Here is a 26,924-nt window from a genome sequence, read left to right as displayed (position 1 = left end):
TTATTAATCCTTCCTGAATATGGTTTTACCATGTTGCAGGTACAATTTTGCTTTTATCAGGTACCTCAAATAGCTTTGCTTCTAACTTCATAGGACTAATATTTACAGCTATGCTCGTTAAGGTAAATTGCTTATCTTCATAGACGATTTTTAATGGCAATGCCTTTGTTTTTGATATGATATAGTACCAATTACCATATGCATGTTGTTTAAAAAGGCCTGGATTTACGCCATATTTATTACTGTAATAATAGAAAGTTTTACTCTTTGGTGTATAAACAATTAGTACATCACAAATCACTCCCATAATAGTTTCTTTTCCCCTTTCAATATCGAACTTTGTTGCTACGTCTTTATTTTTACCGTAATCTTCCCAATACAACAAGTCAGATTTACCTGTAAGGGTATAGCTTCTATTTTCGGCACTTCTGTATAATTGCATTTTAACCAACGATCCGTTAACGATAGATTTGTAATCGCCTCCTTTTATATAGTAGTCCTGTATAGTGCCCATCATTAATCCCAGTTGCTCATCTTTCAATTGAGGAGAATTGCTTTTATAGCTGTTTGCATAACTGATTTTCCCTTCAAAGGTTTGTGCAAAGCTGATAGCTGGGGTAAATAATAATAATAATAATAATAAAATAAGTAATCTCATTTTTGGGGATTTAAAGGTTTCGTTACTGTCATTGTTTAAAATTTTTGGTTGTTTCTTTTAATGGATTATTTTAGTAGCTAACCTACTATTTTGCTCCTTCATTTCTCAGATTGCAAAAATGCTTAATACCCATTATTCAGCTCTGTAAGTATCAATTCAGGATTGTCAATAGCATACCTAAATTTTATAGAATCTCCCTCACCAAGATTATTAGGATTGTTATCCCATCCACCAGTATATTTATACTCTTTATTTCCGATCTGATACTTTACTTCAATACTATGACCTTTGTAAGATTTTTTCTTCACAATAATTCCCTTAGCATATCCATAATTCTTATTTATATGTTCTATTTTATCTGATTTTGCTTTATTTGCATTTATAGCAATCAAATAAAGAAGGCCACCAATAATTCCAACAATCACAATAAACGTTAAAATCAATTTTATTCTATTCATTTTCATTTATTAAAAGGAGAAAAAGTTTTTAATCTTATCAACCATACTGTTTTGTGTGGCCGTCCGTACTACAGTGCCAGGAGCGCCAATAGAGGCTTTAGCAACAGTTTTAGAAGTTGTGGCAACGGCATGTGCAATTTGAGATGCTGATTTAGCTGCATTTAGATTAGTTGCAGCAACCAAAGATTTAACTCCAAACATATTCTTACCTCCATCTGTTATCTTATTAAAATCATTCCCCGCTTGTACCAAAACTTTGGCCGCTTTAAAGTAAATTAGGGGAATTGTCTTTGGGGCAATATGTGGTATTACTGGTGTAGCAATGGGATTATCCGCAGCAGAGACCGTTGGTCCAGTCGTGGGCGGCAGCATTATATTGCTCTTTAGTCAATACTCCATTTTCTTTCAGTACTGATTCTTTTGGTAGAGGGCCTTATTTTGTTGAGCTTAATTGCGCTTTAGTGAATGCATCAATAACAGCATCTATATGGTTTCTGTCTGATTTCGGCAACTTTTCTATTTTTGTTAACAGTACTGCTAGCTCCCATGGTAATGCTCCTTTATTAGGTACAGAATTTTCTTTCGTAAGCCCTGCAAGGTAATCTAAGGTTACATTAAATACTACTGCAATTTTTGATGCTATATCAAGAGGTGGCAACATTTCTCCCCTTTCATATTTTCCTACTGCATCTCTGGAAACACCAATATATTCTCCCAGCTCTTTTTGACTCCAGTTTTTTTCACTTCTCAGAAAAACAATCTTTTCGGCTATTGTCATTTTGTACTATTTGAAAAATGAATTTACAATTTAATGCGAAGTGCAGTATCAGGCTTATTTTTTACACTGTTTCAGCATTACAAATGACACTTCCATGACACAAAAGAGTATAAATAACACATTAATTATGTTGTTTTTTAACACACTTTTAGTATATTCGTATAAACAATAACGTTATGAAAAATGAATCAAATTTAAGATTGGGAAAGGTGCAATATAAGTCTTCGCCGAGGGTACATTATTCTGGTTTGCATCGTGGGACTAAATATAAAACGTATCCCTGGATTAACCTGTCCGGACAGTGGGTGCAGGACGCAGGGTTCCAAATAGGAGAACCCGTTGTTATTACCGTTTTGAAAAACAAATTGATTATTTCAAAAATTAAAACTGAGAAAAATGAAAACGCAAAAAAACAACGACGTGAACAACCTGAAAAAAACAAAGATGTTCGATGTAGAGCATAATCATAATGGTTCTTCTTTGCACCTGTCTGGCAAATGGTTTAACGATGCAGGTTTCCAACCGGGAGATAAAGCAGAAGTAACAATTTACAAACGGACTTTAATTATCAGGCAGGTTATCAATGATTAAAATGAAAAAGATGATAATTTCAGAGTAATTATAGCCTAGTTATTCTATACCTGATTAAGGTTTGTTAACCTGGCATTCTCAGTGCCTGTTCCCAATAATTACAATCTCAATAATTTATTATCAATATCACTTAAACCCTTTGTGGCAAAGGATATTCGTTTGTTAATCTATAAATTTTCCTGTACATTTATATGAAAAGAATATATGCTGACACCAGTGTCATAGGGGATGTTTTGACGTTGAATTCAGAGAAAGTAGCCTTGAGCTTTTCGAAGTATTTAAAGCAGGCTTCTTTAAAATGATATTATCAGATCTGACTCAGGTTGAGTTATCGCGGGCCCGACGTGAAATAAAAATGAAGATTAGGGAGATCCCAACTAAGTATGTTATAGATGTTCAATGCACTACGGAAGCGCTTGAATTAGCAGCGGAATATATTCGTTCCGGAGCATTGACGAATAAAAGTTACCATGATGCTATACATATAGCAATAGCCAGTATATATAAAGCCGACATACTGGCAAGCTGGAATTTTAAGCATATTGTTAATGTTGAAAAAATACCGGTTTATAATGCAGTTAATGAATCGATGGGATATAAGACTATTGAAATTTTGACACCAAGTTTAATCTTAAATACCATAAGCTATGAAAAAAGTGAAAAATCATGATATTGTTGCGGATCTTAGAAAAGTACGGGATAGTATGAGTTTAAAACACTGGAAGAATCCTGAATTATTTATGCGTAAGCTGGAGGCAGCTGCGAACAGACGCAGGGAGGAAGTTGCGATGTTAGATCGTTTGCATTATCTGTAGTATGAAGTTGAAAAAGGGCCACCTGATATCAGCTGGCCCTAACCTTTAAGGGTTATGTCGGAGGGAGCGGGTAAACAGTTAAGGGCGTTTCAGCAGACGCCATTCGGCTTGCTGCCACAGGTTACTGTTCACAACAGAAGTAACCGTATAGCGGTAAAACTTATACGCATCCTGGTTGGAGAAAGTATATCTTACTGTGAGGAAACGGGAGCCGAAACTCTGGTCCAGACGGGTATCGAGTAAGGTCCAGTCTACCCCGTTGTTAGAGCCTTCCATTTTCCAGCTTTTAGGATCGCGCTCAGGGGCGTCATTAGCGGAAGTGATGGTGTAGGCCCCTGTAATTTGCGGTGTGGCAAATTCCAGCTGGAACCATGCAGAAGTGAAATTACCGAGCAGGAATTTAGTGTTGATGTTGTTGTCAATCAGTTTAGGGGAGTTCTCATTTGCGTTGCCATTTTCGTATTGCGTAGTATAGGCAATATTTGTATTGGTAATATCCGTTTCAATCAATTTTGAAGGATCAAGGAGCATCACCAATGTACGCTTTGCTGAATCTAACAGGTGTTTGGCAGGATCACTGAGCGTAACCGCCAATGCAGGTTTATTTAATTCGTATTTTTTTAAAGACGCTGTCTTTACCGTGATATTAAACTTAGCTACATTACTGTTGCCGGGAAAATTCATGGTAGCTGGTAATGTATAATCCTCTCCTTCTTTCAGTAATACAGAACCAGCCAGTGTGCCATTATCTATTAATGCCTGCGCTGTATCAGGCGCGGCACTCACCGTGATAATAAAGGAACTTCCTGCAACACCGCCTAAAGAAACACTTACGGGCAGGATCACCTCTGTAGTGCCTAAGATGTGGTCTGTACCGGAAGGTTCTCCTAACACTTTACCCGCATCTGTAAAAGAGATATAGTGAATATCTTCCTGCGAAATGATATCCGTAGTATTGATGACAACAATAGCCGTTCTACTGCCAAGCGTATTCCCTTTACCCGGATTATCCAATGTAACGGCCAGCGCCAGCTTATTGCCGTAGTACTTTTCAATAGCCTGCATACTTACCTTCAAAGGGATGGCAAATGTATCCAGGCCAAAACGGATCTCCGCCGTTTTAGGTAGCTGGTAATAAGCAGGATCAAGTAAGATGGTTCCTGCAAGAGATTGATTGCTGATCAGTTCATTGATGGTATCATTGTTTACCCCAATGCCGACTGTAAAGATCTTAGGCGCAGAGGAAGATAGTACAATGTTTACGGGCACCGTTATATTATCCGCAGTTTTTGTAAATGTATGTGTAGTGCTGAGAGATACATTTACAACACCCAGTTGCTCATCTTTAAATTTACTATCCTTCTTACAGGAGCAAATGAGTAACACAAGAAGTAAGTAACGCATATGAATTATTTTGTGATAGTAACATAAGAAGTGACCCATACCCTGCCATCAAGATCCCACCTGGTATCAGCAGAGATCTGCAGCCAGTTCAGTATCTGACGGGCTACATCTACAGGCTGAGGGACCAGTTGTGATAAATTACCAGCAGAAGCAGGGCACATCAGGTCACTGAAATCATCCCATTGATAGGCTCCATGGATCTGGAAATCATGGTCCCACTCACTCTGGTCGCTGAATAAGCCACCGAAGCCATCCTTACAGGGCCAGTAGCCTACCAGGTAGTCTTTATAAGGGTGAGAAGATGGCAGATCAGGGACGCATACATACCGGCTGATAACAGTATCCGGCAGGGCAGCCTTCCAGAACTTTACTTCTGTGATGTAGGCATTCAGCCAGCGGTTGTTATCAGTTACATTGCCGGGCATAAAACCTAATGTTAAAGGTGCATCAGTATCGAAGCTTCCATAAGAGGTGATGTCTGCTTCCGTGTTAAAAAGGCCATCTGTGAATAGCCGCAGGAAACGTTTATTATCCCTGTTCACGAATACAGCGGCGATATCATGCCATTTACCATCACTGATACTTCCGGCAGTAGCCATGTTAAAACCTGCACCTGTCTGCCCGAAGTGTAAGCCCCAGCCATTTGATTCCAGGGAAATAGCCCAGCCGGTATTATTCCACCAGTCGAGCGACATATTATTGCCTATTACTGAAGGATAAGTGTAAGAATAATCACCGTAAGAGGTCTTATTCTTTTTGATCTTGAGTTCTATCGTTGCCTCACTGTTATTTCCCAGATTGTAATCTGTTTTACCACTGTCTATGGTAGCATATACCGCTGTAGCAGCATTATTCCCATACAACCGTACGGATTTACCGGAATAGCGGTTACCGGTATAGGGGCGGTCTATAAAATCAGGTGCATAACGGGGAGAATAAAAGAAGGTGAAGGTATTTGACTTTGTATTGCTGAGGATAGTGCCGTCGTCATCTCCGGGGTCCAGTACAAAAGGACCGCCATTACCGGATGTGACCACTACCAGCCAGTCTTCCTTCGCGTAATCAGGGCGTTGTTTTATGGCTGTCAGCACGTTGCCGATATAAGTATCTGCCTGTAAGATAGCAGCCCTGTATTCAGCTATATTGGCATCATAACCATATGCTTTTCCGGCAGCGCCTACCTCTCCAAACTGCGCAAAGATCAACCCTACAGAATCTACTTTCAATTCTTTCACTACAGCATCCGCAACCGCCGCATCGTTGTTACTGAAAGTCTGGTTCACATCGGCATCCGTGATCAAAGTATTACCTAAAGAATCCGCAGCACTAAAAGCCGCTATTCTGAAAGAAGGCATTCTTGCTTTGATATGTTTAAAGAATACAGGATATGCAGAGAGATGGTTGTTACTGAAATCTCCGGAAACGACCCCATGTTTTTCCTTATGTACACCTGTGAGTAAGTCGGCCCAGGCAGTAGCATTCTGATACAAGGTATCGCTGATGCTGTTCCAGGAATAGATAGCATGATCGGACATCATCTGTAAATTGGGAGCCTGCGCCTTACGCACCGCTTCCCCGCGGGCACCATCCATCACCAGGAATAACACCTTCGGTGTTTTAGCTACTATCCCCGTTGTATCCTCATAATTATTTTTATCCAGCAGGCGGTCAAAGCCTTTATTGCAGGAAAGAAAAAAGATAACGGCTGTTATTATAAATATACTCTTGTTCATTGTTCATTTTATTTAAATAACAAGCGGGTAATGTTGCCCATATCGATCTGGTTGAAGCGGTAAAATCCGCCCAGTAATAATGCCTGCGTTTGTCCGGAGCTGTTAATTGTTTCAAAGATCTTCAGCACGGTACCGGATAAATCGCCGGTATTATTATACCCTGCCGCAAGCACTCCTTTACTGTCCAATACCATCAGACCACTACGATGTACGCCCCCATAGCTTTTAAAGTTACCCGTGACTATTATCAGCCCGTTATTAAGTTGCTGGGCACAATTAAAACTCTCATTCGTACCCATTTTCAAAGACGCAAAATGTTCATCAGACGTTCCATCTGCTTTTATCATTGCCAGCCCGTAGTGCGGAGCCCCATCAAACTGTGTGAAGTTACCTGCCAGTATAAACTTTTGCGTAGTCTCGTTGAAGCGGATACTACTGATGCTATTGTCGGCCCCTGCCCCACCGAAGCCGGGGTCCAGGGTGCCATCTGTATTGATACGCGCGATGTAGGGAGCAGGAAGACCGTCATAACGGGTAAAACGCCCTACGATGATGAGCTTTCCATCGGCCTGCATATATGCATCGTAAACAGGGCCATTGGCACCGTCGTAACTTTTATGCAGTGACAGGTTATAATGGAAGGAAGAGTCCAGCGAACCATCAGGGTTGAAGCGTGCCAGTTGTCTTACTACGGTACTGTCCGTGATCAGTGAATCACGTTCATGCAGGAAGTCTGATTGCCCGTATATGTATTGCAGGTAATAGTTGAAGTTGCCGATAGCGGTGATCTTGTTCCCGTGCACGAATACCTTGTAGATAGCCCCGTCGGTCCCCCCATTAAAAGAAGGCACTGTATCTTTTTTCAGGAAGGTATTGACCGTCATGGAATCTATAGAGCCGTTACTATTCAGCACGGTGATATTATGGATCTCTGCCAGGTGAATATCGTAAGAGCTAAAAGCACCGCCTACCACCAGTTTACCGCTGGGCAAAGCGTCCATAGCCAGCAGAGAGCCATCCGCACCTTTACCGGAAAGCAGGGTACGGTCGATCTCTCCATCTTTGGAAGTCATTACAATACGGTTGACAGGTTTCACTACACCTTTGTGTTCATAATCGGAGAACTGTCCTATCATCAACAGGCGGCCATCAGAAAAGCGATGTACATCATATATCGCGTTATTGGTGCCTATCACTACTTTTAAATTATTATCGATTTCCAGGTTGCCTTTCACTTTGAATACGGGACCGAAGAAGATCTGGTCGCCAATGGTGACAGATGTCACACCTGTACTCGCATCATCGGGAACTTTCACCTGTATACCATTGCTGTCTACGGACAGGATAGTTCCCGGCTGACCGTTGAAATTAAAATGGATAGAGTCTTTATGCTGTAACAAGCCAGTGCCTTTAAACAGAATGGTTGTTCCCGGCGCCGCTTCTGAAGGCGAGGGTAAGTCTGTACTCATGATTACGCCTAAAGGTTTCTTACCTCCTGCATAAGGATCGTCATATACTTTATTGTCTTTTTTACAGGCAGTGAAGACGAGTAAAAGGAAGAGTAATTTTTTCATCTGATTAGTTTAAAATTTCAACCACCGCTTTGCATTACGGCTTTCATATCTGCAGCAAACCTGTTCTGGTCGAACCCGAAGAACAGGTGATTAACGTCCAGCGTATGTACTACGCCGTTATCCGTAAGGATATTACCGGATGCCACATGTACCATGTACCAGTTATCACGAGGACGGGCAGGATCAGGAATGTAGGCAAGCGTTAACTGGCGGTAACCCACATACTTCACTCCATTATCATCATTGTAGATAACCCCTATATTCATAGGAGTGCCATTCCACGACAAATATCCCTGTCCCGGGTAAATAGCTATCAGGCCATAATCGATCTGCGGATAATCTTTCAGTTGGTTAGCGCCATGGAACATATACATCTCCAGATAGTTCTGCCATATGGCAGAAGGCACGTCGGACAATACTTTCACGGTATCATATCCCTGAGCATAGAGGTTATAGTTCAGGTCTTTTATCAACCTCAGAACACTTATATCCGTAGGTGCGAAAAAAGTAAGGGTATCACTTTTAAACACTTCTTCCATTCCTGCCAGGCGAACCACTGCTGCTATGGTATCGAAATAAAAAGGCGTAGCATCGAGGTAATCCAGGGTACTCCCTTTGAAGTGTGGATCATGCGTGCCGGAATCTTTGTAGTAATTATCCTTTTTACAGGAAGCTACCAGAAGCAGTATACCTATCAGTACACATCTAATCTGCTGCATAAAAAATATTTTATCTTAACCAATAATTGTTCAGCTGCATGTAAGGGTTGTTATCCAAAGCAGCCGTGTTGATGGGCCATGTCCAGGCACCATTGTCGAACTGCGATTGTGTAAGCGGGTAGTAGCACCATTGCTGGTTCATTACCCGGCCGGTACGCACGAGATCGAAGTAATAATGTCCTTCCATCATCAGCTCTTTGGCACGTTCGGTAAAAATGGCCTCTTTCAGGGCAACACCTCCAGGTCCCTGGTACAATGTGGTCTTAGCACGATCACGGATCATGTTCATCATCCTTATCGCTTCATCATCCTGTCCTAATTCTGCCAATGCCTCTGCACGTAATAATATAGCACCCGCGTATCTGAGGATGATGAGGTTATTATCCACGTTCACATCATCATTCCCCTGTTCGTATAAGCTGTTATATTTCAGAAAGAGGAAAGTACCGTCGTTGGCGAACATCTGGGAATCGAACCACATTTCTGTACGGGCATCCGGAACACCGGAAGGATATAACCTGCGCAGGTATTCTGCCCGGAAATAAGTAAAGCTGTACTGGTGGCCATTGGCAGGACGTTTATAAGGAAAATGCACTACCAGTTCGGATAAGTCGTTCCACTTCTGCGACAATGTTTCGTTATAGTTAGAACTGATAACGATATCGAACAGGCTTTCCATAGAGCGGCCTTTGAAGATGGTGAACGACTGATCTATAGGTAATAACTGATAAGCGCCACTTTTAATCAGGTCATCTCCCAGTTTGGCTGTTGATGCATAGAGATTGTTTGCATTGCCTTTATCAAAGCCTGCATTCCACATGTTCATTTCCATCAGCAGGGCAATGGCCGCCCCTTTGCTGGCACGGGCGCCCCTAAAGGCCGGATCAGTGAATGTCCAGGGTAATGCGTCCAATGCTGCCGACAGATCTGCTATGCAATTGTTCATCACGGTTACCATTTTTTCTCTTGGTAAAGGTGATTCGTGATAAGCATCTGTGTAATAAGGTACATCCCCCCATAAGCGCACCATCATGAAATAAGACATAGCCCTCATGAAGGATGCTTCTGCCTGGTATTCTTTCACTGCATCTGCGGAGAGATCAGGAATATTGCGGCGGCCAATTTCATATTGCAGGATATTACAAGCCTGGATAACACGGTAGAATGGTTTCCAGTCTGCCAGATTAGATAAGGCAAAGATGTTCCAGAAGTCTTTTCCCGCAGGCGTGTATATAAGAGGGAGTAAATCGTTCTTTGCTGCATAGTCTACAAAGGAACGGTCGTTACCGTCGTTCTTTTGCGGGGAAGACGGAAGCATTCCCGCCCTTACCTCCCCTGCCACAGCGAACATCGGACAGGAGCCGGTAACATCCCTGAATAACCCGTATATATCCCACATATTGTCTTCCACGTCTTTCGCGCTTTTGAAAAAAGCGTTACCGGAGAGTTTATCCAGGGGTTGTACGTTCAGGAATTTCTTGCACCCTGATTGAGTGATAAATACTAAGAGTGCGGTGATATAAATAATCCTGCGAAACATAATCGGATACTTTTAATGAATTAAAATTCGATGTTCACACCAAAATTATATGTGCGTGGAATCGGGTAACCACTGGACTGGTCACGTCCCAGCGCTGATACATTCTCCGGGTTAGGACCACTATAATGGGAGAACGTAATCAGGTTATTGCAGGACATATACAATCGCACAGAATTCACTCCATACCTGTTCGTCATTTTCCTGTTAAGCAGATAAGCCAGCGTTACCGTATTAATCTTGAAATAAGAACCATCTTCCTGTATCAGTGTCTGGTCATAGCGGTATGGCCTGATATCATTATACCTGGTGTAATCAAAAGGATTGGGATATTTAGCTACACTACCCGGTCCTTTCCAGTAATCAACATCGCTAAAATCTACTACCGCCTTCGTACTGTAAGGATCTCCCAGGTACTGCATGCGTTCTGCAAAAGCATTATTCAGGATATCCCTGATCAGTGTAAAAGAAGCGCTGAAGTTCACGGAGAAGCTCTTCCAGTTCACATAAGATTGCAAACCTCCTGTGATCAATGGCTGCGAGTTACCTGCCGCTATGTAATCGTTCCCATCGAGGATATAGTTATGATCTACATCTTTAAAGATGGGATCTCCTGCTTTGAAGTATACACCATTACTGGTGCGGTAACGCTGACCGGTAGCAGGGTCCACAGGAACATCCGCATCAGTGGCATATACGCCTTCTGTTTTTAACAGGTAGTTGGTAAGACTGTTACGCCCTACTCTGTATAAAATATTCTGAGAGGTCTGTGAATCGTATTGCACCAATTGTCTGGCCCCGTTAGGCAAACTTGTTAATACGTCTTTGTTGATAGCCGCATTCAGGGAAAGCGTCCATTGTACAGCGCTGGTTTTAGGCAGCGGCCGGAAAGTAAGCGTCAGCTCATATCCATAGTTGATAAGAGAGGTTTCATTTGTAGTGATGTTATTGAAGCCTGTCATGTTGGATACGTCCTTTGTACGTAACAGGTTCTTCACTGTTTTATAGTAAGCATCGAAGATCACTTCCACCCGGCTATCGAACAATCCTGCTTCAAATCCAAGATCGTATTGCGTAGTGGTAGTAGGCTTCAGGTAAGTATTGGGAAGCTGTCCGAAATTGATCCCCAGCCGTGGATTAGCATTATACGTACCACGGGGATCATAAGTACCATAGATAGAAAAAATATCACCTGTAGGTACAATATTCTGTCCCCAGCTACCGCGTAACGATCCATAGGATAACCACTTGCTCTCACTAAGGAAATTCTCTTTATTAAAGTTCCAGCGAATACCAAAAGCAGGATTCTTCGAATAGGGATCTTCAAAACCGCTGCTGGATGTACCATCCATACGATAACTTGCATCCAGCACGTATTTCTGTTTGTAATTGTAAGAGAAAGTACCGGCGAAAGAAGCAATATGCTGGCGGGTATAGTTATCTAATAATCCCCCGCCCAGAGAAGCATATCCATCATATCCCAGAGGACCCTGGTACTGGTTATTCGGCGTTTTTTCCTGTTGTATCACCTGTGCCTGGAAACCCTGGTTATAGAACTCGTTGAAAGCCGAGATAAAGAAATTATGTTTATTGTTGATGGAATAGAAATAGGATAACGTGTTGCGGTTATATAACGTGTATTTACGATCGTTATAGGCATATACCTGTGAGAAATCATTATGAGCCTCTGCAGGCGTAAACCTGTCCTCCGTGTTGGAAGCATAGTCGTAGCTGATGCTGGAACCGATGTTAAACCCTTTGATCAGTTGATAACTCAGGTCCAGGCTGGTACGCAGGTTAGCCGTTTTATTATCGTTCTTTGTTTCCAGGGAAGACAATACACCGGCAGTACTCTGGTAAAATGAAGGCCCGGGTAATAAAGAAGATGCCGCCGCATTGGAAGATACACCACTTTGTATCAGCCCATTCCCATCTCCCTTATTTCTTTTACCTACCTGTGTAGACAAGGTTGTCATCACCCTCAGTTTAGGGTTAGGCTGGTACTGCATATTGGTGTTGATGGAATAACGGTCGAACCCTGTATTACGGATCACCCCATTCTCTTTGTAATAGCCGAGGTCTACCTTGTAATTGAACTTAGGATCGCCACCACTGATATTAACATTGTGCGACTGGTTAAAAGTAGCGCGATAGAAAACGTTCTGCCAGTTGGTAGAATTATTATAATAAGGATTCAGACTGTCTGCCAGGAAAGGTGTGGTAGAGATCTTATTGATATCGTCCATATTACCACTACTGTAGATCTGGGCGATACGTAATCTCCTTTCAGCCACACCACCAATGGTGTTACGCAGCTTAGGCGGAGTATTCACGAAGAAGTTACCTGTATAACGCACCAGGGGAATTGGAGAGCTGCCCCTGCGGGTGGTAATCAGCATCACACCATAAGCGCCACGGGAGCCATACAAGGCCGTAGCCTGGGAATCTTTCAGCGCTTCAATGCTTTCTATATCTTCAGGTGGGATCAGTGATAGCGGACTAACACCCGGTCCGGCCGACTGATACCCGTATTCAAAGTTCGCATCTGCTTCTATGGGCACCCCATCGATTACATACAATGGAGAAGTAGGCGACAGGAAAGCATTGTTCCCATTACCGGATACGCTTACGTTTGATAGTCCGCGTATCTGCACGCTCCCCCTTGCACCCGGCGCACCGGTATTATTCTGGATATTGAGACCAGCCACACGTCCCTGTAACAGTTGTTCCACATTAGATACAGGAATATCCTGCAACTCCTTTCCACTGATGATCACAGCAGAGCCGGTCGTTACTTCCCTTGTTTTCTTCTGATAACCGATGACCACTGTTTCATTCAGCTTATTCTCTGTTACGACCAGGCGAATGACGAGATCATGTTTATCTTTCAGTCTCATTTTATAATCCGAGAAACCGATATAACGGAATAGCAATGGAACATCAGGTAGTATGGATACGGAGAACGCACCACTGGCGTTGGTGACTCCTACCGCTTTGGGCGGGCTACCAGCCATAATGCTCACACCTACCAGCGGTTCATTAGTCTGGGCATCTCTTACGATCCCCTTTACCAGTACTTTATCCTGTGCATGTAAGGCAAAGGCAAAGAACAGGCATAGCAACAGGGAACTTATTTTTTTATCGGATTGCATACGTGTGAATATTATAAAGTGATTACTCATCCCTGAACCGGGGGTTATTCCTGAAATAAAAGATGATCTCCCAATCTCCTTTTTTATAAATATTAAAGATGAGATCCATCGTACCTGTCTCGCGGAAATTACCATAGCCTATGCGGGTGAAGCTGAATTTCACATATGCCTGGGAACCATCTCCGTAAGTATACCTTGTCTTGTATTTCATCAAAGGAATAGGATAAGCGACCTGATAGGATACTTCTGTGCTGGTCATGACTTTATCAAACCCATGCAGTAAAGAATCCCAGGGAGTGAGGTTGAACTTTGCAGGATCTATAGGCAGGGAATCTTTATCCATAAATTTGAATGTAAGTGAGCTGCCATCTCCTTTCTTATGGAACAATACCCTTACACTATCCGATTTAAGATCAAGGTTATTATCATCATTAGTGATATTATTAATACCAGGATGATTGTATTGTAAGATGAAAGAAGAAGAATCTGCGGGATTAGGATACTGCGCCTTTTGTTTACCTGTTATCGGATCATATTCAGAAGGATTATAAGGCTGTTCCCGCAGCGGCATTAAAGCCATGTCTTTGTAGACATTCGTACCACCGGAGTTAGTCGCTTCCACATCAAATAAATAACCCGAATCCGGTTGTTGCCGGAAGAAAGAACTATCCGCTTCTGCCCACAGGACAAAGTCGCCGGATTCCGGCCTTATTTCCCAGGCAGGATGTGTTTCAATTACCCGTTTGGCAGCTATTTCTTCCAAAGACTTTTCCGTTCCGGTATAAGTCGTTTTCCATACTAATACCTGCAATGGTTTATCCAGGTCCGTTGAAGGCTGTCCATTACTTTTATACCGCACATTAAACATCCGGAATTTAATAGGCGTGCTGGAGTTATCTGTATTAAAGATCTGGGAATAGAGGGTAGTCCTGCCCAGTGTAGGTGTAAATACTTTTTGATTGAACACGGCTCGTTTACTCAGGAAGTCGAGGTCATCCGGCGCCCATTTCCGGCAGGCGGCGATACCTGTGATGAATAATAAGATGGCTATTTTTAGTTTCATGGGTCTCTTTTTAATTCAGTGGTTTGAAGGTGACAGACTTCACATCGTATCCACCGGTATCCTCAAAAAAGCGCATTATGTGAATACCTTTGGTGAGGTATACCGTAGCAGTCGCATACTGGCGTCTATGATAATCTGAAGTGTTAGGTACATTTACAATACCGGATACATTCTGTCCGTCAAACTCTATATGGAATTTCTTATCATTATTAGGTGATCCCATTAATGTAGCCGCGGTATAAAACCCTGTTTCCTTTACGTCTACTGTGTAGTTCATCCACTCACCATCGTTTGTCCAGCCCACCTGGTAGCCACCACCTTCATTACGGGAGAAGTCTATATCTACCCCTTCAGATGGCCGCCATTTACCACCGGCATTATTGGCATCGTTATCATGATAACCGACTCCTTCCCCGCCGGCATCATAGTCTTCCAGTGTAATTACTCCCGGAATAGGCATCGGCCGGTTAACAGGTACAAATTTGAGGAAGCGCAGATCAAAGTTTGCGAAATCATAGTAGACCTTTAACAGGTGTTTACCTGCTGTTAGCTGTACGGCAGCCGTAACATCTCTATAAGTAGCATAACCACCTGTACCAGGTAATATCAACATACTACCGATGACCACATTATTATCCAGTTCTATATGCAAACGGCCATTATCACCGCCACTGCCATAACGGAGGGTCATCCCATAGTTGCCCGTCTCTGTTATATTTACGGTGTACAACATCCATTCACCGGTTTCTGTCCAGCCCACTTTAAAGCCACCTTCATCAGCAGTGGTGATGTCTACCTCTTCAGCAGGGCGGTATTGGCCGCCATAATTGCCACCTGAAAAATCCAGGTAAGCAACCCTGTTACCACCACGGTTGTACTGTTCCAGTCCTATAATACCCGGAATAAAAAACGCATCCGCATTCCAGGGAGAAGAAGTAGTAGGGTTCATACGGGGGATGAATTCATCAAAGCCAAACATGTGATCTTTCTCCAGGATATTTACCAGTCCGTTGTTGGTACTGATATCAATCGCTACCGTACTGGTATTGCTCCAGCGGTTGGTATAGATCACCTCTTTTGTATCACTGTACGTGATGACACCCGGGCCACCCTTTACATTCCCTTCTGCATCCGCACGGTTGAGTTTACCATGCATCGTATATCCATATCGTATAGCAGGCAGGTTGATGCCATCCTGTAACTGCATACTATCAGATAATACTTTACCACGAACGATATACCGGCATACCAGGGAATCCAGTTGTTCGTAAGGCACGGTGCTGATATTCATTAAAGCACGGCCCTGAATAGTACGCAGTGTATTCATATTATCGATGGCCTGTTTGAAACTTGCATCTGAAGGAGCAAACACGGTATAAGCACCGGATTTGATACTATCGGTCAGTTGCACACGGTCTATTGCCAGCAGGAAGGAATCATATTGCTGCTGTGTTTTCAGGAAATCGTAGGTATTACCATCAAACTTTTTCAGTTGATTCCGGTAATCATAATATCCTCTATCCTTTTTACATCCTGCGTATAACAGAACGACTGTCAGCAGCCCTAGTCTTATCATTTTTATCATTGCCAGTAAGGATTTTGTTTGATCAATGGATTTTGTGTGATGATCTCATCGGCCACAGGCCAGTATATACCGCCGTTTGCGATCATTTGCATAAAGGCAGGATCATTTTGTTTGATCTTATTATAGCGAATGAGATCGAACCAGCGCCAGCCTTCTCCCATCAATTCTTTACGGCGTTCCCTGAAGATGGCATCTATCAGGTCTCCTTCACGTACCTGGTCGTACCGTTTTATTCTGCGTAAGTCCCTGATGGTATTGAGCAGGTCAATAGCCCGTTGTTGCTGCCCTATTACGGCCAGTGCTTCCGCCTGTAACAGGGTAATGTTTTCCAGACGCGTGATGATGATGGTGCTGGAGAAGATCCTGAAAGAAGGGTCCGCCGTATTACCATCCTGGATCACTTTTACTTTATTGAAGATGGGTACCTGGCTGTTGAAGTTGGCAAAATACCGTTCCGATGTAGGCGCCCCCGTTAGTGTATCCAGACTAAACCGTTCGTCGAGCGGCTGATCAAATACGGAAAGGATGGTATCCTTCATCACGTAGATATCCGGCAGGGCTTTATCTATGACTGGTTTTGCCAGGGTCATTTCTTCCAGGTGACCGGAAAAGGTAGCATCTACATGTCCCCAGTCGAAGTTGAACCCCAGGATATGATTATCCTGTTTCCATTTAAAGAAACCACCGGAGCGGGTAAGGTCTTCCGTACCGAGGTAATAACTACCTGCTTTGGAGTAGTTGTCGAGTACAAATTGTCCGTATACAGAAGCGTCCACGTATTTGCCTTCCCAGGCAGCAACATGTGCCAGTAAAGCATAGGCCGTGAGTTTGCGGGCAAGCACCCCCGCCCAGCGTGTACTTGTTTCATTATAGTAGCTACCGGACTGCTGCGGATCGTCAGCGCTGTATCTATAAGGCAGGTCGGCAGCAGACTGCAACATTTCTTTCTCTACAAAAGCTAAAACCGTCTGCTGATTTTCCCTTGGTCTGTTTTCAAATTCACCATCATGAGAAGTAGTGATCAATGGCACATCTCCCCATACAGACACCATGAAAAAATAAGTATAAGCACGCATGAAGCGCATCTGTGCTATGTCTACCCGCATATTCTGCTCAGAATATTTAGGGTCCCGTGCTTTCACTTCGCTAACATGTTCCAGGAACATATTAGCCGCATTGATGACCGCATAAAACCGGCGCCAGTTTGACAAGGATTGCAAGAGCGGATAAGCAGCCCGCAGATCACCGCGGATGATGGCTTTCATATCCTGCCGTTGCAGAGCGGAGAAATCGCCGTTCCGCAGTTCCCCATACATCCACCAGGCATTATTATCTGCCATAGCAGCACGCATCAGGCCATATACACCTATCAGTGCAGTACGGGTATCTTCATGGGAATTCCAGAAGTTGGCCTCTGATACAGCATGAGAGGAGTTGATATCCAGCACTTTTTTACAGCTGGTAAAGAAGATCAATGTAAATATCAGTAGGTACTTCATTATAAATCCATTTTTAGCCCGATGGTATATGTTTTAGGGATGGGTAATCCGTAGCCTGTATCAAAGCCGTTGTAGTCTGTCAGTTCAGGATCACCACCGGTATATGGTGTGATGGTAAAAAGATTGCTGGCTGTTGCGTATACGATGAACTTAGTCAGTGCATATTTACGTTTCCACCATTTAGCCCTTGTTAAATCATATTGCAGGGAGAGGTTCCGCAGTTTCAGGAAAGAGCCGTTTTCCAGGAAGAGGTCCTGATCGGTACGATAAGCATCTACCGTACTCCAGGGATTGTAAACGGGATATTTATCGTAATTACCGGCTTTACTCCAGAAGGTAATTTCTTTCACGGCACTCATGTCTATCTTCCCTTCCCGGTTGATAAAATCAAAGTGGTTAGCCATTTCTGCGTTCATGATTTTGCGACCCAATGCGTAGTAGAAAGAAACGCCTAATGTGAAACCACGCCAGTAGATATCATTGGAGAACCCACCGGATACTACGGGCATTACATGCCCTTTCAGGGTCTTATCCTTATCATCGATGATATTATCATTGTTCAGGTCTTTCCATCTGGGATCTCCCGCCAGTATGGGAATACCTTTATAATTCAGTTGTTTTCCGGTAGTATGATTTACGGGGATATCTGAATCCCTGTTATAGATACCTTCGTTTTGCAATACCCAGTATTGATCTATGGAATGGCCTACCTGTAAGAGTTTATCCCCTACCACCAGTTGATCCAATCCACCAGGTAATGCCAATAAGGTATTGCGGTTGTAATTGAGATTGATGCCGGGGACCCATTGCAGTTTGCTGTTACGTGGTAACACAGACGCCTGTACGGACAGGTCAATTCCCTGGTTGCGCACTTTCATCCCGTTTTTAAACTGGGAGGTATAACCGTATTCTGCGGAGAAGGGTACACCTAAGATCATGTTGTTATCGATCTTATTGTACACATCGAACGAAGCGTTTACACGGTTACCCAGAAAAGAAGCATCTGCACCAATATCCAGTTGGTCTGTATAAGGCCAGGTGATACCATAGCCGATATATCCGGACGAGTAGGCACGACTGATACCAGGAAACCCGTTGTAGGAAAAGCGTACAGGGTTATTACTGAATGAAAGGTCGGATGTGTATTGCGGCCCTTCCCCGAAGCGGTCGTCGGGCAGCAGTCTGCCTACTCTTCCCCAGCTGGCATGCAGTCGCAGGTTATTGACAGCGTTGTAATCCTGCAGCCAGGTGTTTTTAAGGTTGAGGCCCGCGGTGAAGGTGGGTGAATACATCCACCAGTTGTCGGGCTGCGCGCTGGAAGAACCGTCTGCACGCATTAATACGGAGAAGTCCAGCTTATCGTTGTAATTATAGGCCATGCGTCCGTAGAAGGATAACAGGCGATGCCGTTGTTTATCCATGAATGAAAAGATGAGCGCATGATTGAATGATTTCGGGGACAGGTAATTGTTTTGTGTGTTATCTGAATACAAAAGATTGATACGGATCAGGTCATTCGGTCCTTTGTAGGCGTAGGCGTAGTTATAGCGGTTGTAATCCGACTGAAACACTTCTCCCCCTTCTATTGTAAGGTCGTGTTTGAAGTTCCATTTATGATGATAGGTAAGTGTATTGTTGAAGTATACGCGTTGATTATACCCGAAATAATTAGAGAGATAATTCACTGTTTCCATGAGGGTACTGGGATAGAACACATCGCGTACACCTTCATTATAATCAAATCCGAAGTTAGATTCAAAGTGAAAATCATCAGCTATTGTTACATTCAGCTTGAAGTACCCGTTTACTTCATTGGTTTTATTATCATCAAATGATTTCGTGTATTCATGCAGATATTGTCCGTAGAGTTGTTTATTAGGAGGTAATGGGTTGCTGAGATCCGGCAGGTATTGCATTTCAGCAAACCGGTCGCGCAGCCATGTATTACGTTTACGTTCCAGGCGGGAAGCGCTGATCATAGAGGAGATGGTGAAGTTATGCAGGGGCACCATGTTGATTTCGAACATAGCGTTGTAGCGGTCCATGCGGGTGTTATCCGCGGAATTGGAAGAACGTTGATTACCGGCCGCGAACATGAAGTTAGCACGGTCTGTGCCGCTCGACAGGCTTGCATTCACACCATAGACAGGTTTATTTTTATAGTAGAGGTCTGTCCAGTTGGAAGGACCATAATAAGCAGCGTTGGTAGAGTCCCGCAGGTAGAGCGGATAAGTTTGCTGTTGTTCCGTAGTAGCATATTTATCGTAGAATTTCCGGCGGAAGTCATTTTCAAACTTTGCGTTCGTAGTGAAGATACCCGGGCGTTGTACGATACCAAAGTAAGTATTGAAACTGATCTTACGCCTGCCGGTTACCGGCGCTTTGGTAGTGATCAGTATCACGCCACCATTGGCCGCACGTGGGCCATAGATGGCAGCCCGGCCAAAGTCTTTCACGACTTCCACCGTAGCAATATTGTTGAGATCAATAGCTGATAAAAGATTAGTAGCAGGCCCCAGGTGGTTGTAATCAAATGACTGTATATCGAATGTGAACGGATGGTCCATGATGAGTGGAATACCATCCAGGATAACAGTAGGTTGAGCCTCGTAGATATCTTTGCTGCTGAGGAAAGGAATAGCAGTGCCGCGCAGGAAGATGCTGCCAATGCTACCTGGTTCCCCGCTGGGTTCCTGGACATATACACCGGCAGCATTTCCTTTCAGTAGTTGTTGCAAAGAGGCATAGGGATAAATATCTTCCCGTTGCAACGGTATAGAATCAGCTTTAAGCTGAACAACGGCCGACCGGCTGGTATCCTGTCCCAATGCAGGTATAGCAAGACATAGCACTGCCAGGCACGGGATTATGATCCGTACAAATGAACGCATAGTAAAATATTTTAGACAGGGATTACATCAGTAATCGATTACATCAGAATCATAAAAAATGAGAATAGAAAGGACGCTGCCGTGCTTTGTAAAGGGAGAAAACACACTTACCTGACCCGTGGCTACAATAACGTGGATAATACGGAATGGCGTCTTATAAAACGATTTAGCGTATATTTTTCATCAAGGTGTTTATATATATTTTAGGTTAAAAAAATAAATTTGTGTTGAAGTTGCCGGTTAATTGTTCGTCTTTAGATTTCAGCTACAATAATTTTGATTGATATACTCTTCTCTTTTCATTTGAGGGCTTATAACGGGAACACTTTTCAATTCAAATATAGTGACCCGTGGCATAACTTTTTTGCCATTTTTCTTTTACAAAAGACATTCCCAAACCGGTACTATTTTCCGGATGAGCTAGTTTAATATTGATATAAAATATTGAATGTTAGTTTATTACTTTATTCAAATAGTATTTTAAACTAATACAATAATGATAATCCAAAGGAAAGAAAGATCATATAATGAATCAAGTCTGTTTTTATATTAGCGGTAAATTAAAAGCACAGATTGGCAGATGTTGTTAATCATAAATACACTGTATCTGACTGTTTAGTTCTCTGATTTAGCTTTGGAATATGGGTCCAGCATTTGTTTTTCAATTTAACTTCACCTAATATTCACGTCAGATAAGGTGTATTTATCGATCAACAACATCTGGCGCGAAGATTATGTAATCAAACTGAGGCACTACCCATAAGACAGTCCTTATAAAAGTATCCGTTATTTTGACTTTATTTGTTTGATCACGTTATTGTAAACGAAGCCTATAATTGCCATTGCCCATTGCGGAAATGACGCAGTAGAGTACATCAACCATAAATCGCAGACCCTATGGCCAAAGCTGATATGCTTAACCGGCTTATTAATACACTTACGAAAGCAGAGAAAAGATATTTTCGTTTATACACCTCCTTACAACAAGGCAGTAAAGATTATGTACATCTTTTTGATCTGCTGGAAAAACAATCATTCAAAAATGCGGCTGCAATCAAAGAAATATTTTTGCAACAACATGCTGGCAGCAGTTATGAAGTATGCAGTAAATACCTGTACAAGATACTGCTGGATTGCCTGCTGCATCTACGCCTTCAGCGGGACCAGACTGCCATCATCACTACCGGCATTCTGAAAGCTGATATTCTCTTTGAAAGGTCCCTGCATGAAGAAGCGTTGAAACAATTGCAAAAAATACAGGGACTTGCAGGTGAACGCGAAAATGAACTACTGCTATTATGGGCGAAGCAACAGGAGATCCGTTTATTAAATCAACTGAATTTCCCCGACCTGACAGAAGCTGTACTCTTACAAAAACAGGCAAACATCAACCTGTCTTTAAAAAAATTACAGCAACATCATGAGCAGACCTCTCTTTACGAAATACTCCGGCATCGCCTGCTGTATCAGGGTATGGCACGAAGTGTACGTCAGCAGGAAGCATTGGACGGACTGGTAACACAAGAGGAGATACTCGCTGCATCTGCAACTCCTGCAGTGAGGAAGACACATCTTCTCTTTCAGGCACATTATTTTCTTATTACAGGAGATTATACAGCGGCACTGCAACTCTTTCATGATCTGGAAATCCTCTTTGAAACACATGCTTATCTTTTTGATGATACACCGGCAGATCATCTGTTAGTGATAGAAGGTATACTGGATAGTTTACGTGCTGCGAAACGTTATAAAGAGTTGCATTCTTTTCTCGATAAAGTAAGACGATTTAAAAGTGACGGTGCATATTTTGAAGTAATGGTGCAACGCTTATTATTCATTTATGAATTGGGCAGCTATATTGATAGTGGTAACTTTCCGGCAGCCTTAATTTTACAAAAACAGTTTGCGGTTACGTTACAGAAGAGCATGCACCTGCTTGATATTGGTAAACAGGCGGAGATATACCTGTACCAGGCATTGGTCCATTTAGGCAATGATGATATCAATCAGGCGCATAACGCCATAGACCAGGTATTGCAACAGAGTAACCTGTACAGCTCTCTTCCCATCTATCGTACTTTTCGTTTAGTACATCTGCTTATTCAATATGAGCTGGGTAATTATGAATATATCCGCTATGAAACAAGGGCATTCCGGAGACATCTGCAACCGGACAGTAAACGTTCTTATTTACTGGAAAGGACAGTGATCAAGTTCCTGAGTGGAGGGGAAGTTCCTGCTGTCACTACTATACGACTGGCATTGTGGAAAAAGGTCAATACCAGTTTCGATAAGATCCGTGCTGATAAATATGAGCGCCAACAATTGAAACTGTTTGATTTTTCATCATGGATAGAAGCAAAACTAAAAAAGAAACCTTTAGGTGAGGTATTGAAAGAGAAGTACGAAAGAGAATATTAATAAGATGCCGGCGCCGGCTGATTATTTCTCAGATTGATAACCGTACGGTTCAGATAAGGCAATATAGCTATCAGTAATATTACTATTATCAGCATACAGCTGATGAGGTAATAATAATCCATAGCATAACGGATCTGTGACTGGATATCAGCAGACCGGTATAATAACCCGTTAGCTATTTTAGCAGCCTGGTCTGCCGGCAAACCTTTAGCTGTTAAAGCGCCTTTATATTGAGAAAGTCTGACAGGGACAAGTGGATCCAATACAGAGATATTATCCAGGAAACGGTTGTAATGATTGCTTTTATCATATAGCTGAAAATAGTTAATCAGTGCAATACTTCCGCAAAAACCTGAGAACCGGAATAATACGCCTGTAGCAGAAGCAGTACCGCCCAGATGCGCAGGTACAGAAGAAATACAAAAGATGATCACGGGCGCCATCAACAGCCCGGCGCCTAAGCCCTGTATAATTAAAGGGATAATAAAAGTACTGGCATCTGCCTGTGTCGCAAACAACGAGTGCATCCATATATGAAATACCAGCAGCAGTGAGAATCCCAATATCCATAGTAAACGGATTTTCATCTTCAGTAAAATCCATCTGGAAGAAATCAGTACCCCCATCAGGATACCTCCGATATTTGCCAGTAATATATAGGCCAGATGCCGGGGATCCATCCCCAGTACCGTCGTAAAATAGCCAGTGGTGATGTTTAAGGCCCCTCTGCATATATAGAGGATAAAGATCAGTATAATACCTACTATATAGTTCCGGTATTTAAATACTTCCAGACTCAGGTAAGCTCTTTTCAAAGCACCTTGTCTTAAGATGTGCAATAAGAATAAGATCACTACAGCAATCATTGCTGCAGTGATGCGCGGATCATGGAACCAGTAATATTGTTGTCCGTATAACAACACATACCCCATCAGGCAAAGCGCGCTGGTATAGATGATAAAGCTGGACCAGTCGAGCTGGTACAGTGGTACTTTCCCATTTAATCTCACTTTATTCATCATGAGATATAAGAGGACAGTACCCGGCACATACATAAAGATCATCCATTTGTATAAGACATTAAAATCAAAAGCGTCTAAGATGGAAGCGGTTAATAAAGTAGTGACTGCGGTCATACCCAACAGCATGCAATAAAAAACGGAGTAGCCAATTTCGCGGGCCCTTGCATCTCTCAGCCGGCTGAATATTAAAGTGATACAAATGCTGGTAGACATACAGTTTGCCATGCCTTGTATAAAACGCAGTAATAATAAAATATAGAAATGATGGGTGATATAACAACCATAAGAGGTAACGATCTGTAATACGGTACCTATAATCAGGTATTCCTTACTGGCGATGAAAGAAAAGAAGCGGCGTTCCAATGCAAAGAACCCTGCCAGGGCTGCATAAAACACGATCATGGAATATTGCACATCTGCAGGTTCAATACCATAGTATCCGGTTGCTCCGCTACCATTGGCGGTAGAGATACCGAATATCAGCATGGACGGCAGGATATTGATAAAGATCACCATCCTGATCAGCCATTCAGAGGCCCATGGTTTGAATATCGTGTTGTTGTTAAGCATTATTTCTTTATTGATACAGTTGCATTCATCCCTGCTCTCAGTAAAACAGTTTCTGCAACAGGGCCTGCCAGTTTGATCCTCACCGGTATACGCTGTACTATCTTCACAAAATTACCCGAAGCATTATCCGGGGGTAACAGAGAGAACCTTGATCCGGTAGCAGGAGAAAAGGATTCTACGCTGCCTGTAAAGATCTTTCCGGGAAAAGCATCTGTTTCAATTTCTGCCTTCTGTCCTATATGCATCTTACTCACCTGTGTTTCTTTAAAATTAGCGGTGACCCATTTTCCGGCGGACTGATTCACTATAAATGCCAGTGTTTGCCCAGCCTGTACCACCTGTCCTTCCTGGATGGTCCTGCGTCCCATTTTACCATTGTAAGGTGCAATGATCACGGTATAAGTAACGTCTAAGTTATTACGCCCCAACATGGCCTGCCGGCGCTGAATTTCAGTAAGCGCCACTGCTTTCTGCGCTTTAATATCCTGTATACGGGAAATAGCCGCCGCATAGTTATCAATGGCAGACTGATAATCTGCTTTGGCCACATCAAGGGCGGTCTTTACATTTTCCAGTTGTTGCTGTGTGGCAGATTCTACATCAAACAATTTCTGATAACGTGCATATTCCTGTTCCTGCTTCCAGAGTCTGGCTTTAGAGGAAGCTATCTGTGCTTGTAATGCTTCAGCCGATTTGCTCACGGTATTCACATTGCTTTCTAAAACAGGGACCTGTGCCTCTGCATTGGAAAGCGCAGCGCCTGCCTCCTGTTGTTGCAGCTTGAATTCGTTATTATCTATCACCAGTAAAGTATCTCCTTTCTTTACGTCCTGATTTTCTTCGTAACTGATTTTGGTTATATAACCGGTTACCCTGGTAGTTACAGGATTAATATATTCCTCTACCTGGGCATCGTTCGTTTCTTCATAGATATATAAGGTGCGTAATGTAAGAAGGCCCCATATCGCCAATACGACCATGATGATCCCCGCTATCCAGCCGGTGATAATGGTTATCAGCCGGTCGGTTTTAGCATGTTGCTTATTTTTGCTTGTCATAAATTGCCTATAACTTTTTGTAACTGGTAATATTGCACGCGTGCCGCAATCTGTGCGGAAACAAGATCAAAACGCGTTTGCAGGAGTTGTGTATCTGCATCCAGCAGATCGGTAACGAGGGAAAGCTGGTTGAAATAGGTATTGTGTACGATCCTGCTGTTCTCGGTTGCCTGCCTGATATTTGTCTCTGCTACATCGATACGGGTAAGGGCTTCTTTATACCGGAGCCAGGCTTCCTTCACCTGCTGACGGATAACATCTCCTGTTTCCTGGTGCTCTATTTCCTGCCGTTGTAAATTAAGGGCTGCAGCCTTCTCTTTGTGTTTATTCTGATAAAAGGAAGAGATGGGGAAAGAGGCTTTCACGCCATACATACCCAGGCCGTAGGCAGCGCCTTCATATGGATATAAAAAGATCTGGGGATAGGTGTAAGCATATTCCGCAAACAGCCCGATGCGTGGCGAGACATTCGCCTTTACTCTTTTCAGGTCCAGTTTACGCAAGGCCGTTTCTCCTTCGGAAATCTTATATCCGTAGGAGTGTTCGGCTGCATCTTCCAGATATTCCGCATAAGACTTTAACGGTCCGGCATTATCAGATAAGGAACTATCCGGTTCAATCATCACACTATCTTCTTCTCCTGCCATAATCGCCAGTTTCTGACCCGCTATGGCAATATCATTATCAATCCGGACCATTCCCATTTTCTGCCGGGACAGTTTAAGGGTAGCCCGTAAAACGTCGCTTTTTAATACCACCCCATTTTTCTGTAGTTCCCGGATGTGCGCAAGCTGCTTTTCCTGATCGGCTATATCCATGGCTATTAATTCTTTAAACTTACAGCTGCGCTCCAGATCCAGGTAACATACTGACAGGTTGAATCTTACGTCGGATATTGTCAGTTTCTTCTGTTCTTCTATAATTGCATGTTCCGTTTCTTCCTTTTGGATATCGAGGTTTGTCTTATTTCCATTATAAACGTTGAAATAAGCTTCTCCCCCTATTTTGTAGTAGTTATGCAATACGGGGAATTGTGTGGGAGCTTTAAAATATCCATCTTCATAAATGGCCATATTTGTCACTCTTGCATAGGCAGCATCCGCATTGATTTCAGGAAGCCGTTCTGTTTTTGCATTCTTTACGGCTTCTTCACTACTTTGTACACGCAGCTCAGACATCAGGACCTTTTTGTTCCCGGTAGCTGCTTTTTCCCAGACCTGTTCCAAGGATAGATGAAGGGGCGTTTTTTGTGCGGTAACACGCACTGACAATAAAATAAAAAGGAGTAAAAAGGATACCCTTTGGGTATTAGTACACATAATTTTTGTTCTCGGGTACAAAGGTACCCGTCACAGATATGAACCCTTTTATCTAAATTGCCAATTATTAGTCCATT

The 26,924-nt window shown here is 42.8% G+C and carries 21 protein-coding genes; 4 read left to right on the top strand and 17 right to left on the bottom strand.

The features are described 5' to 3' along the window. Positions 1 to 25: 25 nt before the first annotated feature. The 4 genes from GO495_RS09440 to GO495_RS09425 all read right to left on the bottom strand — a co-directional run bounded on the left by GO495_RS09440 (position 26) and on the right by GO495_RS09425 (position 1,894). Entirely contained in the window at positions 26 to 658 is a 633-nt protein-coding gene (locus GO495_RS09440; RefSeq protein ID WP_157299432.1) for a hypothetical protein, read from the bottom strand. A gap of 122 nt (positions 659 to 780) precedes the next feature. After that, a complete protein-coding gene (locus GO495_RS09435; protein ID WP_157299431.1) occupies positions 781 to 1,116 on the bottom strand; it encodes a DNA binding protein in 336 nt (111 codons plus the stop codon). Between the two features lie 9 nt (positions 1,117 to 1,125). Continuing rightward, complete coding sequence (locus tag GO495_RS09430; protein WP_157299430.1) at positions 1,126 to 1,488, bottom strand: hypothetical protein; 363 nt, start codon at positions 1,486 to 1,488, stop codon at positions 1,126 to 1,128. 61 nt (positions 1,489 to 1,549) lie between these two features. Beyond that, entirely contained in the window at positions 1,550 to 1,894 is a 345-nt protein-coding gene (locus GO495_RS09425; RefSeq protein ID WP_157299429.1) for a helix-turn-helix domain-containing protein, read from the bottom strand. Positions 1,895 to 2,070: 176 nt separating this feature from the next. Here GO495_RS09425 and GO495_RS32650 point away from each other — a divergent pair, with 176 nt between their 5' ends. The 3 genes from GO495_RS32650 to GO495_RS09410 all read left to right on the top strand — a co-directional run bounded on the left by GO495_RS32650 (position 2,071) and on the right by GO495_RS09410 (position 3,155). After that, positions 2,071 to 2,358: a SymE family type I addiction module toxin gene (locus tag GO495_RS32650; RefSeq protein WP_157299428.1), complete on the top strand. Its 288-nt coding sequence runs from the start codon at positions 2,071 to 2,073 to the stop codon at positions 2,356 to 2,358. Then, complete coding sequence (locus GO495_RS09415; protein ID WP_157299427.1) at positions 2,291 to 2,485, top strand: SymE family type I addiction module toxin; 195 nt, start codon at positions 2,291 to 2,293, stop codon at positions 2,483 to 2,485. Before GO495_RS32650 ends, GO495_RS09415 begins: the two co-directional genes overlap by 68 nt. Before the next feature lie 355 nt (positions 2,486 to 2,840). Further along, positions 2,841 to 3,155: a PIN domain-containing protein gene (locus GO495_RS09410; protein ID WP_170302652.1), complete on the top strand. Its 315-nt coding sequence runs from the start codon at positions 2,841 to 2,843 to the stop codon at positions 3,153 to 3,155. Positions 3,156 to 3,378: 223 nt separating this feature from the next. On the opposite strand, the gene GO495_RS09400 is transcribed toward GO495_RS09410, so the two are convergent. From GO495_RS09400 to GO495_RS09355, 10 genes are read right to left on the bottom strand one after another with little or no spacing between them, the layout of a single operon-like run. Beyond that, complete coding sequence (locus GO495_RS09400; protein ID WP_157299424.1) at positions 3,379 to 4,704, bottom strand: discoidin domain-containing protein; 1,326 nt, start codon at positions 4,702 to 4,704, stop codon at positions 3,379 to 3,381. A 5-nt stretch (positions 4,705 to 4,709) separates the two neighbouring features. After that, positions 4,710 to 6,437: a LamG-like jellyroll fold domain-containing protein gene (locus GO495_RS09395; protein ID WP_157299423.1), complete on the bottom strand. Its 1,728-nt coding sequence runs from the start codon at positions 6,435 to 6,437 to the stop codon at positions 4,710 to 4,712. A gap of 8 nt (positions 6,438 to 6,445) precedes the next feature. Next, positions 6,446 to 8,011, bottom strand: coding sequence for a DUF5008 domain-containing protein (locus GO495_RS09390; RefSeq protein ID WP_157299422.1), 1,566 nt, complete (start codon positions 8,009 to 8,011; stop codon positions 6,446 to 6,448). Between the two features lie 17 nt (positions 8,012 to 8,028). Continuing rightward, complete coding sequence (locus tag GO495_RS09385; RefSeq protein ID WP_157299421.1) at positions 8,029 to 8,730, bottom strand: hypothetical protein; 702 nt, start codon at positions 8,728 to 8,730, stop codon at positions 8,029 to 8,031. Between the two features lie 10 nt (positions 8,731 to 8,740). Then, positions 8,741 to 10,270, bottom strand: coding sequence for a RagB/SusD family nutrient uptake outer membrane protein (locus tag GO495_RS09380; protein ID WP_157299420.1), 1,530 nt, complete (start codon positions 10,268 to 10,270; stop codon positions 8,741 to 8,743). A gap of 20 nt (positions 10,271 to 10,290) precedes the next feature. Then, a complete protein-coding gene (locus GO495_RS09375) occupies positions 10,291 to 13,419 on the bottom strand; it encodes a SusC/RagA family TonB-linked outer membrane protein (protein WP_240915196.1) in 3,129 nt (1,042 codons plus the stop codon). A 22-nt stretch (positions 13,420 to 13,441) separates the two neighbouring features. Further along, positions 13,442 to 14,482, bottom strand: a complete 1,041-nt coding sequence (locus tag GO495_RS09370) for a DUF5007 domain-containing protein (RefSeq protein WP_157299418.1) — start codon at positions 14,480 to 14,482, stop codon at positions 13,442 to 13,444. Positions 14,483 to 14,492: 10 nt separating this feature from the next. Next, positions 14,493 to 16,067 carry a carbohydrate-binding protein gene (locus GO495_RS09365; protein ID WP_157299417.1) on the bottom strand — a complete coding sequence of 525 codons (1,575 nt, stop codon included), beginning with the start codon at positions 16,065 to 16,067 and terminating at the stop codon, positions 14,493 to 14,495. Further along, complete coding sequence (locus GO495_RS09360) at positions 16,064 to 17,566, bottom strand: RagB/SusD family nutrient uptake outer membrane protein (protein WP_157299416.1); 1,503 nt, start codon at positions 17,564 to 17,566, stop codon at positions 16,064 to 16,066. Before GO495_RS09360 ends, GO495_RS09365 begins: the two co-directional genes overlap by 4 nt. Then, positions 17,566 to 20,457, bottom strand: a complete 2,892-nt coding sequence (locus tag GO495_RS09355; RefSeq protein ID WP_157299415.1) for a SusC/RagA family TonB-linked outer membrane protein — start codon at positions 20,455 to 20,457, stop codon at positions 17,566 to 17,568. The genes GO495_RS09360 and GO495_RS09355 overlap by 1 nt, the downstream gene beginning before the upstream one ends. Before the next feature lie 897 nt (positions 20,458 to 21,354). On the opposite strand from GO495_RS09355, the gene GO495_RS09350 reads away from it, so the two are divergent. Continuing rightward, a complete protein-coding gene (locus tag GO495_RS09350) occupies positions 21,355 to 22,878 on the top strand; it encodes a hypothetical protein (protein ID WP_157299414.1) in 1,524 nt (507 codons plus the stop codon). On the opposite strand, the gene GO495_RS09345 is transcribed toward GO495_RS09350, so the two are convergent. From GO495_RS09345 to GO495_RS09335, 3 genes are read right to left on the bottom strand one after another with little or no spacing between them, the layout of a single operon-like run. Continuing rightward, positions 22,875 to 24,470: an MFS transporter gene (locus GO495_RS09345; protein ID WP_157299413.1), complete on the bottom strand. Its 1,596-nt coding sequence runs from the start codon at positions 24,468 to 24,470 to the stop codon at positions 22,875 to 22,877. The genes GO495_RS09350 and GO495_RS09345 overlap by 4 nt on opposite strands. Beyond that, positions 24,470 to 25,528, bottom strand: a complete 1,059-nt coding sequence (locus GO495_RS09340) for an HlyD family secretion protein (RefSeq protein ID WP_157299412.1) — start codon at positions 25,526 to 25,528, stop codon at positions 24,470 to 24,472. The genes GO495_RS09345 and GO495_RS09340 overlap by 1 nt, the downstream gene beginning before the upstream one ends. Continuing rightward, a complete protein-coding gene (locus GO495_RS09335) occupies positions 25,525 to 26,706 on the bottom strand; it encodes a TolC family protein (RefSeq protein ID WP_240915195.1) in 1,182 nt (393 codons plus the stop codon). The genes GO495_RS09340 and GO495_RS09335 overlap by 4 nt, the downstream gene beginning before the upstream one ends. Positions 26,707 to 26,924: the final 218 nt, after the last annotated feature.

The organism is Chitinophaga oryziterrae (assembly GCF_009758125.1).
In the GTDB taxonomy this organism is placed as follows: Bacteria; Bacteroidota; Bacteroidia; order Chitinophagales; family Chitinophagaceae; genus Chitinophaga; species Chitinophaga oryziterrae.
The sequence above is the reverse complement of the archived record's forward strand: the minus strand, read 5'-3'. Positions and strand labels throughout refer to the sequence as shown.

Excerpts from the sequence above, each read along its gene's own strand:
- GO495_RS09440 (WP_157299432.1), bottom strand. The coding sequence starts at position 658 with ATGAGATTACTTATTTTATTATTATTATTATTATTATTTACCCCAGCT.
- GO495_RS09435 (WP_157299431.1), bottom strand. The coding sequence starts at position 1,116 with ATGAATAGAATAAAATTGATTTTAACGTTTATTGTGATTGTTGGAATT.
- GO495_RS09430 (WP_157299430.1), bottom strand. The coding sequence starts at position 1,488 with ATGCTGCCGCCCACGACTGGACCAACGGTCTCTGCTGCGGATAATCCC.
- GO495_RS09425 (WP_157299429.1), bottom strand. The coding sequence starts at position 1,894 with ATGACAATAGCCGAAAAGATTGTTTTTCTGAGAAGTGAAAAAAACTGG.
- GO495_RS32650 (WP_157299428.1), top strand. The coding sequence starts at position 2,071 with ATGAAAAATGAATCAAATTTAAGATTGGGAAAGGTGCAATATAAGTCT.
- GO495_RS09415 (WP_157299427.1), top strand. The coding sequence starts at position 2,291 with ATGAAAACGCAAAAAAACAACGACGTGAACAACCTGAAAAAAACAAAG.
- GO495_RS09410 (WP_170302652.1), top strand. The coding sequence starts at position 2,841 with ATGAAGATTAGGGAGATCCCAACTAAGTATGTTATAGATGTTCAATGC.
- GO495_RS09400 (WP_157299424.1), bottom strand. The coding sequence starts at position 4,704 with ATGCGTTACTTACTTCTTGTGTTACTCATTTGCTCCTGTAAGAAGGAT.
- GO495_RS09395 (WP_157299423.1), bottom strand. The coding sequence starts at position 6,437 with ATGAACAAGAGTATATTTATAATAACAGCCGTTATCTTTTTTCTTTCC.
- GO495_RS09390 (WP_157299422.1), bottom strand. The coding sequence starts at position 8,011 with ATGAAAAAATTACTCTTCCTTTTACTCGTCTTCACTGCCTGTAAAAAA.
- GO495_RS09385 (WP_157299421.1), bottom strand. The coding sequence starts at position 8,730 with ATGCAGCAGATTAGATGTGTACTGATAGGTATACTGCTTCTGGTAGCT.
- GO495_RS09380 (WP_157299420.1), bottom strand. The coding sequence starts at position 10,270 with ATGTTTCGCAGGATTATTTATATCACCGCACTCTTAGTATTTATCACT.
- GO495_RS09375 (WP_240915196.1), bottom strand. The coding sequence starts at position 13,419 with ATGCAATCCGATAAAAAAATAAGTTCCCTGTTGCTATGCCTGTTCTTT.
- GO495_RS09370 (WP_157299418.1), bottom strand. The coding sequence starts at position 14,482 with ATGAAACTAAAAATAGCCATCTTATTATTCATCACAGGTATCGCCGCC.
- GO495_RS09365 (WP_157299417.1), bottom strand. The coding sequence starts at position 16,067 with ATGATAAAAATGATAAGACTAGGGCTGCTGACAGTCGTTCTGTTATAC.
- GO495_RS09360 (WP_157299416.1), bottom strand. The coding sequence starts at position 17,566 with ATGAAGTACCTACTGATATTTACATTGATCTTCTTTACCAGCTGTAAA.
- GO495_RS09355 (WP_157299415.1), bottom strand. The coding sequence starts at position 20,457 with ATGCGTTCATTTGTACGGATCATAATCCCGTGCCTGGCAGTGCTATGT.
- GO495_RS09350 (WP_157299414.1), top strand. The coding sequence starts at position 21,355 with ATGGCCAAAGCTGATATGCTTAACCGGCTTATTAATACACTTACGAAA.
- GO495_RS09345 (WP_157299413.1), bottom strand. The coding sequence starts at position 24,470 with ATGCTTAACAACAACACGATATTCAAACCATGGGCCTCTGAATGGCTG.
- GO495_RS09340 (WP_157299412.1), bottom strand. The coding sequence starts at position 25,528 with ATGACAAGCAAAAATAAGCAACATGCTAAAACCGACCGGCTGATAACC.
- GO495_RS09335 (WP_240915195.1), bottom strand. The coding sequence starts at position 26,706 with ATGTCTGAGCTGCGTGTACAAAGTAGTGAAGAAGCCGTAAAGAATGCA.